Annotated in this window: 3 protein-coding genes; all 3 read right to left on the bottom strand. The window is 69.2% G+C overall.

The features are described from left to right. Positions 1-297 precede the first annotated feature (297 nt). On the bottom strand, positions 298-1,074 hold the full coding sequence (locus ON23_RS05700; RefSeq protein WP_039776809.1) for an enoyl-CoA hydratase: 777 nt from the start codon (positions 1,072-1,074) through the stop codon (positions 298-300). 16 nt (positions 1,075-1,090) lie between these two features. Further along, positions 1,091-2,005 carry a 3-hydroxyisobutyrate dehydrogenase gene (gene mmsB, locus ON23_RS05695; RefSeq protein WP_039776808.1) on the bottom strand — a complete coding sequence of 305 codons (915 nt, stop codon included), beginning with the start codon at positions 2,003-2,005 and terminating at the stop codon, positions 1,091-1,093. Beyond that, a partial coding sequence (locus ON23_RS05690; RefSeq protein ID WP_039776807.1) for an enoyl-CoA hydratase/isomerase family protein occupies positions 2,005-2,694 on the bottom strand: 690 nt, incomplete at its 5' end. The genes ON23_RS05690 and mmsB, both read right to left, overlap by 1 nt.

Below are 2,694 nucleotides of genomic sequence, written 5' to 3'. Positions count from 1 at the left end.
GCCAGCGCCTGCGCGGAGGCCGGCGCCGGGGCCGGGCTCGTCGCGGCCGGGGTCGGCCCGGACGCGCCGCAACCCGCCGCCACCACAGCGGAGGCCACGGTGATCACGGCCGCTACCCATCTCACGCCGATGAGCGTACGGGAATTTACGGGCTCGCGACCGCTCGACGTGGGCATGGACTCGTGCGGTATCCACCGCAGCGGCCCGGCCTCGCCGCACGTACTCACCGGATCGGCGAATGCGGGCGGCGACAGCCGGGCCGTCGACTGCGAGCGGTGCTCGGCTGTCGGGGGTAGCTCAGCGGTGTTCGAAGTTCGCCGCGCGCTTCTCCACGAAGGCGGTCATGCCCTCGGTCTGATCCTCGGTCGCGAACAGCGAGTGGAACACCCGGCGCTCGAAACGCAGGCCCTCGGTGAGCGTGGTTTCGTAGGAGCGGTTCACGGCCTCCTTGGCGATCATCACCGACGGCAGCGACATGCCGGCGATGGTCTCGGCGACCTCGCGCGCGGTGGACAGCAGATCCGCCGCCGGAACGACACGGGCCACGAGTCCGGCCCGTTCGGCCTCCTCGGCGTCCATGTTGCGGCCGGTGAGAATCAGGTCCATGGCCTTGGCCTTGCCGACCGCGCGGGTCAGGCGCTGCGAGCCGCCCATACCGGGTATCACGCCCAGCTTGATCTCCGGCTGGCCGAACTTCGCGGTGTCGGCGGCGATCAGGATGTCGCACATCATCGCCAGTTCACAGCCGCCACCCAGCGCGTATCCGGCCACCGCCGCGATGATCGGCTTGCGGAACGCGCCCACCCGGTCCCAGCCCTGGAAGAAATCGGCCAGGAACATGTCCATATAGGACTTGGACTGCATCTCCTTGATATCGGCTCCGGCGGCGAACGCCTTCTCCGAACCGGTCAGCACCACCGCGCCGATACCCGCATCGGCCTCCACCTCGTCGAGGGCGGCGGTGATGTCGGTGAGCACCTGCGTATTCAACGCGTTGAGTGCCTTCGGCCGATTCAGGGTGATCACCGCGACCCGTCCGGTGCGCTCCAGCAGAATGGTCTCGAAGTCGGTCACTGTTTCCCTTTCTCGGCTACTCGCCGGAATCCTGGCCCGGCTCCGCGCCGGAACGGCGACGAATATCGGTGACGATAGCGGAGAAGTCCAGGTCCCCCGCCGACCGGTTGAACTGCTCGTAGATCTCTGCCGCCAGCAGACCGAACCGCCCCTCGACACCGTTGTCGCGCAGGGCATTCGCGGCCAGGCCCAGGTCCTTGTTCATCAGCGCGGTCGCGAAACCAGGCCGGTACTCGTTGTTCGCCGGGCTGGTCGGCACCGGTCCGGGCACCGGGCAATAGGTGGTCAGCGACCAGCACTGGCCCGAGGCGGTGGAGACCACGTCGTAGAACTTGTCGTGGGTCAGGCCCAGCTTCTCGCCCAGCACGATCGCCTCGGACAGCCCGATCATCGAGATGCCCAGCATCATGTTGTTGCAGATCTTGGCGGCCTGCCCCACGCCCGCGCCGCCGCAGTGCACGACCTTGCCGCCCATCACGTCCAGCACCGGCTGCGCCGCGGCGAAGTCCTCGGCCTCGCCGCCGACCATGAAGGTCAACGTGCCGGCGGTGGCACCGCCGACGCCGCCGGACACCGGTGCGTCCAAGGCCCGATGTCCCGCTGCCACAGCGACTTCCGCCGCGCGCTTGGCGTCGGCGACGTCGATGGTGGAGCAGTCGATGAACAGGGTGCCGGGTTTGGCCGACGGCAGCACAGCGTCGTAGACGTCGAGCACGATGCGGCCGTTGGGCAGCATGGTGATGACGATCTCGGCTTCCGTCACGGCCGCCGCGGCGGTGTCGAAGACCTCCGCCCCGTCGGCGCGGGCCTGCTCCTGCGCGGCCGGCACCGGGTCGTAGGCCAGTACCTGATATCCGGCACGCACCAGATTCGCCGCCATCGGGCCGCCCATATGGCCGAGGCCCAGGAAGGCCACCTTCGTCACGCTCATCACTCCTGTGCTCCGCTCAGTCCGAGTTCCCGGTCGCCCAGATCGGCGAAATAGCTGTCCACCAGCGCATCCGGCACCTCGGCGAGGGTGGCGGGCGACCACTGCGGATTGCGGTCCTTGTCGACCACCTGGGCGCGGATGCCCTCCACCAGATCATGGGTGGTCAGCGCGGCCACCGAGACCCGGTACTCCTCGTCGAGCGCCTGTTCCAGGTTCGCCGCTCGCCGGGCGTTGCGCAGGGAGCGCAACGTAACCTTCAGTGCCACCGGCGATTTCGCCAGCACGTCGCCGGCCGCCTTGGCGGCCTCGGGGGCGTCGTGGCGTTGCAGCCGCGCGACGATCTCCTCGACCGTGTCGGCGCTGTAGCAGGCGTCGATCCAGGACCGCTGGGCGGCGAGATCCGACACCGGCGCGGGCTGCGCGACGGCGGCGATCGCGGCGTCGGCGTCGGTGCGCCGCAGCTGCGCCAGCAGATCCGGAATGCGTTCGGCGGGAACGAAATGGTCGGCGAATCCGGCCGCGATCGCGTCACCGGCGCCCATGCGGGCGGTGGTCAGGGCCACGTGAGTGCCCAGTTCACCCGGGGTGCGCGCCAGCAGATAGGTGCCGCCGACATCGGGAATGAAGCCGATACCGGTCTCGGGCATGCCGACCATCGACCGCTCGGTCACGATGCGACGATTGCCATG

The sequence above is a fragment of the Nocardia cerradoensis NBRC 101014 genome (assembly GCF_000308535.1).
Lineage (GTDB): Bacteria > Actinomycetota > Actinomycetes > Mycobacteriales > Mycobacteriaceae > Nocardia > Nocardia cerradoensis.
The sequence above is the reverse complement of the archived record's forward strand: the minus strand, read 5'-3'. Positions and strand labels throughout refer to the sequence as shown.

Bases quoted from the DNA above. Each gene is read 5' to 3' on its own strand.
- mmsB (WP_039776808.1), bottom strand. From the start codon at position 2,005: ATGAGCGTGACGAAGGTGGCCTTCCTGGGCCTCGGCCATATGGGCGGC.